The sequence below is a fragment of the Streptomyces sp. H39-C1 genome (assembly GCF_027158125.1).
Classification (GTDB): Bacteria; Actinomycetota; Actinomycetes; order Streptomycetales; family Streptomycetaceae; genus Actinacidiphila; species Actinacidiphila fildesensis.
In genome coordinates this window covers 1-5,694 of sequence record NZ_JAPVLS010000189.1, presented here as the reverse complement: position 1 = coordinate 5,694, position 5,694 = coordinate 1, and the positions used below count along the sequence as shown (strand labels likewise).

Annotated in this window: 5 protein-coding genes and 1 pseudogene; 5 read left to right on the top strand and 1 reads right to left on the bottom strand. The window is 67.6% G+C overall.

The window, feature by feature from the left end:
- Positions 1-439: 439 nt before the first annotated feature.
- The 4 genes and pseudogenes from O3W51_RS47020 (at position 440) to O3W51_RS47005 (ending at position 3,449) form a co-directional block, all read left to right on the top strand.
- Complete coding sequence (locus O3W51_RS47020; protein WP_138359716.1) at positions 440-634, top strand: antitoxin; 195 nt, start codon at positions 440-442, stop codon at positions 632-634.
- 376 nt (positions 635-1,010) lie between these two features.
- Positions 1,011-1,742: pseudogene (locus O3W51_RS47015) on the top strand (telomere-associated protein Tap); the annotation flags it as partial.
- Positions 1,743-1,748: 6 nt separating this feature from the next.
- Positions 1,749-2,306, top strand: a complete 558-nt coding sequence (tpg, locus tag O3W51_RS47010) for a telomere-protecting terminal protein Tpg (RefSeq protein WP_138359535.1) — start codon at positions 1,749-1,751, stop codon at positions 2,304-2,306.
- A 201-nt stretch (positions 2,307-2,507) separates the two neighbouring features.
- Positions 2,508-3,449 carry a Tn3 family transposase gene (locus O3W51_RS47005; protein ID WP_138359537.1) on the top strand — a complete coding sequence of 314 codons (942 nt, stop codon included), beginning with the start codon at positions 2,508-2,510 and terminating at the stop codon, positions 3,447-3,449.
- 454 nt (positions 3,450-3,903) lie between these two features.
- Here O3W51_RS47005 and O3W51_RS47000 read toward each other — a convergent pair whose 3' ends face one another.
- A complete protein-coding gene (locus O3W51_RS47000; RefSeq protein ID WP_138359539.1) occupies positions 3,904-4,476 on the bottom strand; it encodes a dihydrofolate reductase family protein in 573 nt (190 codons plus the stop codon).
- Positions 4,477-4,641: 165 nt separating this feature from the next.
- On the opposite strand from O3W51_RS47000, the gene O3W51_RS46995 reads away from it, so the two are divergent.
- On the top strand, positions 4,642-5,310 hold the full coding sequence (locus tag O3W51_RS46995; RefSeq protein ID WP_138359541.1) for a winged helix-turn-helix transcriptional regulator: 669 nt from the start codon (positions 4,642-4,644) through the stop codon (positions 5,308-5,310).
- Positions 5,311-5,694 lie beyond the last annotated feature (384 nt).

Here is a 5,694-nt window from a genome sequence, read left to right as displayed (position 1 = left end):
TCTCGGTTGGCTTCGCAACCCCGAGCTACCAAGAGGCCCTGCCTTCATGCCCGGGACCAGCTGCGATCACCCGATCGAGACTCCCGTTCGACGCACACCCCTCAAGATCGGAACGACAACAGCTACTAAGGACTCCACACCGTGGTTACCGCTGTACCGGTGTTCGTCCGCCGGCGGGCGGTGTCATCGGGGGTGGAGAAAGCCGGGAGACTGGGCTTGCGCTCCGGTAACCCGGGGTGGTGGGGCGGCGGGGCCGGGTTGGCGGACCTGGGCCCGCCACGTCCCGTCCCGTGCGCCCGGGCGGGGCGGGGGGCGCGGCGCCGGGCGCTCGGCTTCGCCCGTAGCTCGTAGCCCGTGGCTCGTGGCTCGTGGCTCGTAATGCGAGCCTTGTCCGCTGCGTAGATCCTGGACATGTTGCCCATCACACGAGGAGGTCGACATGTCCATGCTCGACAAGATCAAAGGCATGCTCAAGGGTCACGAGGACCAGTCCCGGCAAGGTGTCGAGAAGGGCGGCGACTTCGTCGACCGCAAGACGGAGAACAAGTACACCGGTCAGGTCGACACGGCCCAGGACAAGATGAACGAGCAGTTCGGCGGCACGCGTCCGCCCAACGACGAGGCAGGCCGGTAACCCGTCCGCCCGTCCGGCTCGTACCGGGGCGGTGATGATCTCGGCAACCGCCCGTTCAACCATGCGTGCACCGCTCCCCGCCGCTTCCCGCGTTTGGGGGCTGTGACCTGCACTAGTGATGTCTGATGGGGGGTTCTGGACGCCGGCTTCCCCCTCTGCCTGCCCTTCCCCTGACCCGGGCGGGATGGCGGGGTGGGGCCGCGGGCAGGGCAGCGGCGGAACGGGGCGGATCGGTCCCCTGCGGCCGACGTGGCGGCCTGAGGCGCCGGTGCCCCGGCGCCGGCTGACCCCGGGCCGGTCGGCGGCACCGGTGATCGTTCAGCGTCGTCTGCGCCACCGGCCTGGGTCTCCCCAGCGGCGGCGGACGCGCTGGTGCCCGTTCACGCCCACGGGCGACCGTCCGACGGGTCCGGCCTGGTACGCCACACCCAGCGTGGCGTACGCGGTGGAGCTCGGATACGACGTCGCGCCGATCGAGGCGTGGGTGCGGGACGACAACAGCCTTTACCTGGACGGCTGGTACAACCGGCTGCGTGACGCCTACCTGGCCACGATGGCCGACCTCGGCGTGGGCGCTGACCTGTCGCCGGAAGACTTCCTGACGGCGATGGACGGCTACCGGCAGCGCGACCCGCACCTGGCGATCGTGGTCACCGCGGTGAAGGCGACTGTGAAGGGCGGCCTGGGCAAGCTGCGCGAACGCCCCCGCGGGGAGGACTGGCGCCCCGGTCAGCCGTGGCGGGCGCTGTCCCGTCCGACGTGGCGGCCCGACATCCGGGCCGCGGTCATCTCCCGCACCCGGATCAACATGCACCGCAAGATCGTCAAGCATGCGGCGGCGACGGGCCAGTACCCGGTCGCGGTCAACTCGGACTGCGCCGTGTACGCGTCCGACGGACCAACCCCGCTCGACTTCCTGCCCTACTCGGACGGCAAGCCGCTGCCGGGCGGCTGGCGGATCGGGGTGAACCCCGGCATGGTCAAGCACGAAGGCACCCAGACCACCTTCTGGGGGAAGAGCGTTCGCGAGCAGTTCAAGGCCCCGGAGCTCAACTTTGCCCGCTACATCAAGGACGGACACGTCACCAACCAGGACGACGGGGAGTAGACCGCGATGAGCATGTTCGGCGACAGCCTGGACACGGCGGTCCAGAAGGCGTTCACCCGCCCGATCCCGAAGGCGGCCGGCGCCCAAGTGCGATACCTGGTCAAGCAACTCAAGGGCACCCAGGCCGTAGCCCAGGCGCTAGGGATCTCCCAGCGCACCGTCGAGCGGTACGTCAAAGAGCAGATCAGAAAGCCCCGCAAGGACCTCAGAGCGCGCCTGGAGCGCGAGGTGAAGACACGCTGGCAGCCGCAGGTCCGGGCGAAGGCCAGGAAGACCGCGGCCACCAGCGACGGCATCGTCATCGACACCTACGCCCGCATCGGCTACAAGGCCCCGATCAACACCACCGACGAAGACCGGATGCGCCACCTCGAAGTCGCCCTGCCCCCGCGCTACGCCGCCCGGTTGTTCGACGCCCAAGAGCGCGGCGCCACCGACACCGAGCTCCAGGAGATCACTGCCGAAGCCCTCAAGGAGGTGTACTTCCAAGACAACGGCCGGCGCGCCGGAAGCCTGGAGGAAGTGCACTTCACCGATGTGCAGAGCATCCGGTTCGGCCTGTAGGCCGACACGGGGGCGGACACACAGAAGGGGCCGGGGAACTCCCCGGCCCCTTCGTGCTGCGTGCGAGATGCCGCCCGTCTGAACTGGCCACTGGGCGGTGTAGTTGGCCAGCTGAGCGTAGGGAGCTGATCCTGCGCTCCCCCCGCAGACGACCCAGCGACCGCCCTTCCCTCCTGCACGCGCGGCGAGCCGGACACCTACCTGAACAATCTGGTCGCCGAGACCTCGGTGCGCTACGGCCGGCCCGGAGGGATCGCGTATCACCACATCGCCGACACCAACATCGCGCTGTTCACCCACTTCATCCCGTGCGGCGTGTGGGAGGCGGTCTACATCATCGAGGGGCTGCTGAAGAACGAGTCCGAGCTGCAGCCGACCACGATCCACGCGGACACGCAGGGCCAGAGCTTCCCGGTGTTCAGCCTCGCCCATTTGCTCGGCTTCGAGCTGATGCCCCGGATCCGGAACTGGAAGGACCTGGTGTTCTTCCGCCCGACCAAGCACACCTCCTATGTGCACATCGACGCGTTGTTCGGCGCGGCCGGGCGCAACGTCATCGACTGGGACCTGATCGAGTCGCACTTCAAGGACCTCATGCGGGTGGCGCTGTCGGTGCGGGGCGGCAAGGTGTCCTCCGTCCTGCTGCTGCGGCGCCTGCGCTCCGGGTCGCGCAAGAACGCCCATTACGCGGCGTTCCGCGAGGTCGGCCGGGTGATCCGCACCATCCAGCTCCTGCGGTACCTGACGGATCCGCAGATGCGCCGGCGGGTGACGGCCGCCACCAACAAGGTCGAGGCGTTCAACGGCTTCTCCGAGTGGGTGCGCTTCGGCAACCGGGGCATCATCGCCGACAACGACCCCGTCGAGCAGGAGAAGGCGGTGAAGTTCAACGCCCTGCTCACCAACTGCCTGATCTTCCACAACACCCTGGACATCGCCCAGGCGGTGCGCGAGCTGCAGGCGGAGGGCTGGAAGACCGAGCCGGAGGACCTGGCCGAGGTCTCGCCCTACCTGACCGAGAAGATCATGCGGTTCGGCGAGTACTCCACCCATGAGCTGGACCTGGCCCCGGAGGCGTACGAGCCGCACCTGGACGTCGACTTCACCAAGCTCGACCCGCAAGACCCGGCCGCGGCTTCCTGATCGTCACCGCCGCTTCGGAAGCGGGCGGCACCGGCCCGCCCGGTGCCGCCCTACGAGACCAGTGTTTTCGACAGGTCGGATGGGAGCCACTTGGTTAGCGGGAGTGGGAGCCACGTTGCTCCGTTCGTGGAGCGTTGGCGGTGCCGGTGGATCATGATCGGCAGTGAGTTTCAGAGCCACCCCTATCGGGTGATATTTCGTCATGACGTTTCGTCGCCGGGGCGTTGTCACCGGGCTCGTGACAGGTGGGTCGATAGGTCGACCGTCCAGGGTCCTCTCGGACTGCGTCCCTGACAGGCCCCGGCCCGTGAGGACCTGGCTCCGTTGCCGTGCTGGCTGCGGTAGGTGTCGAGCAGTCCGCCGGAGCAATCGTCAGTGCCCGTAGGCCACCCGCCTGCTCATTCTGGGCACCCGTGCCGGACGTGATCACCGGCGTCGTCATACGGGGACCTTGTCAGCGGATGACGTCGAAGACGTTCTTCTGCAGACCATTGGGGTAGGCCTCGTGCTCGACCAGCTTGAGCTTCTGGGTGTCCTTGTCCGTGGCGCTGAACAGCCGCTTGCCGGCGCCGAGCAGAAGCGGGAAGACCAGCAGGTGGTAGCGGTCGATCAGGCCAGCGTCCGAAAGGGCCTGGTTCAGCGTGGCACTGCCGTGGACGATGATCGGACCGCCGTCGGTCTCCTTTAGCGCGGCGACGTCGTCGAGCGAGCGCAGGATCGTGGTCTCGCCCCAGTTCGACACCAGCTTGTCCTCGGTGAGGCTGGTGGAGACGACGTACTTCGGCATCGTCTTGTAGTCGGCGAAGTCCGCCATGTCCGGCCACACCGGGCTGAACGCCTCGTAGCTGGTCCGGCCCAGCAGTATTGCGGTGGTCTCCTGCTGCTCGCGGCCCTTGATCTCGAACGCCTCGGGGAGGAACTCAACGTCCTTGAAGGTCCACCCGGAGTTGCGGTAGCCGGGCTCACCGCCCGGGCCCTCCACGACGCCGTCGAGCGAGATGAAAGCGGTGCTGATCAGGGTGCGCATCTGAGGGTTCCTCGGGTGTCTCGTGTCCGGTTCTCATTGAGCCGGCGTGGTCTGGCTTGCGGCTACGGCGCGCTGCCTGCCGTCGATGTGATCACCGTAGCCACTTCGCTTTCAAAAAACAACCAGTCACTTCCAAATCAAAACCGTCGGGGTAGACTTGCCGGCATGGCAACGAAGCGGAGCTACAACGACGCGTGCGGGACGGGCCACGCCCTCGATCTCGTCGGCGAGCGCTGGGCACTCCTGGTGGTCCGCGAGCTGCTGCTGGGCCCCAAGCGGTACGGCCAACTACGCACGGACCTGCCCGGCATCAGCACCAACGTGCTCGCCCAGCGCCTCGCAGAACTGGAGGCCTCCGGCATCGTCCGCAAGCACCGTCTCCCGGCCCCCGCCGCCGCAGAGGCCTACGAGCTCACCGACTGGGGCCTCGAACTCGAACCCGTCGTACGGGCACTGGGCCGCTGGGCGGTGCGCTCGCCGGCCCACGACCGCACCGCCCACCTGAGCGCCACTTCGTTCGTCCTCTCCCTGCGCACCAACTTCGACCCCAGCCGCAGCCAGGGCGTGCACGGGAGATTCGAGCTTCACCTCGGCGACGAAGTCTTCCAAGTCCTCATCGCCGACGGCACCCTTCATGCCGAGCGCGGCTACCAGCAGCAACCGGAAGCCGTCATCACCGCACGGCCCTCCGCGCTCGCGCGCGTCGTGTACGGCGGACGGCAGCTGCCCGACGCGGTCGCTGCGGGGGACGTCCGGGTCGAAGGCGACATCGCCTCCGTCGCACGCCTGACCGCCGTGCTCAGCCTGCCCGCTCCTGCTGCCCCCGCCTCGTGATGACCAAGGAAACCTTGCTGAGGAAACCGGGCCCTACAGCCGGCGCACAACTCTCGGTACGGTAGCCGTCCGCAAGCCACACCTCGGCCCGCATCCTTAGGGGCCTCGGAAACGTGTCCAAACGTTTGGATCCGGTGCTCGACCTCTCCTTGCTTCGGTTCACCCGAGGCAAGGAGGCGAACATGCCTGAACAGCCCCCAGATATCTGTAAGAAGCTGTTGCGCTATCGATCTTGAGGAACGTCGGTTCGAGTGATCAGCCTCGGTCGGGTGGTGTTGGGTTGTGGTCCGCATGAAGGCAGGGCCTCCGGTGCAGCTCGTGGTTGTCGAGACCGTTGAGCGCGCCGGGAGGCCCTGTTGTCCCAGTTCTATGCCCTGGCCGCGG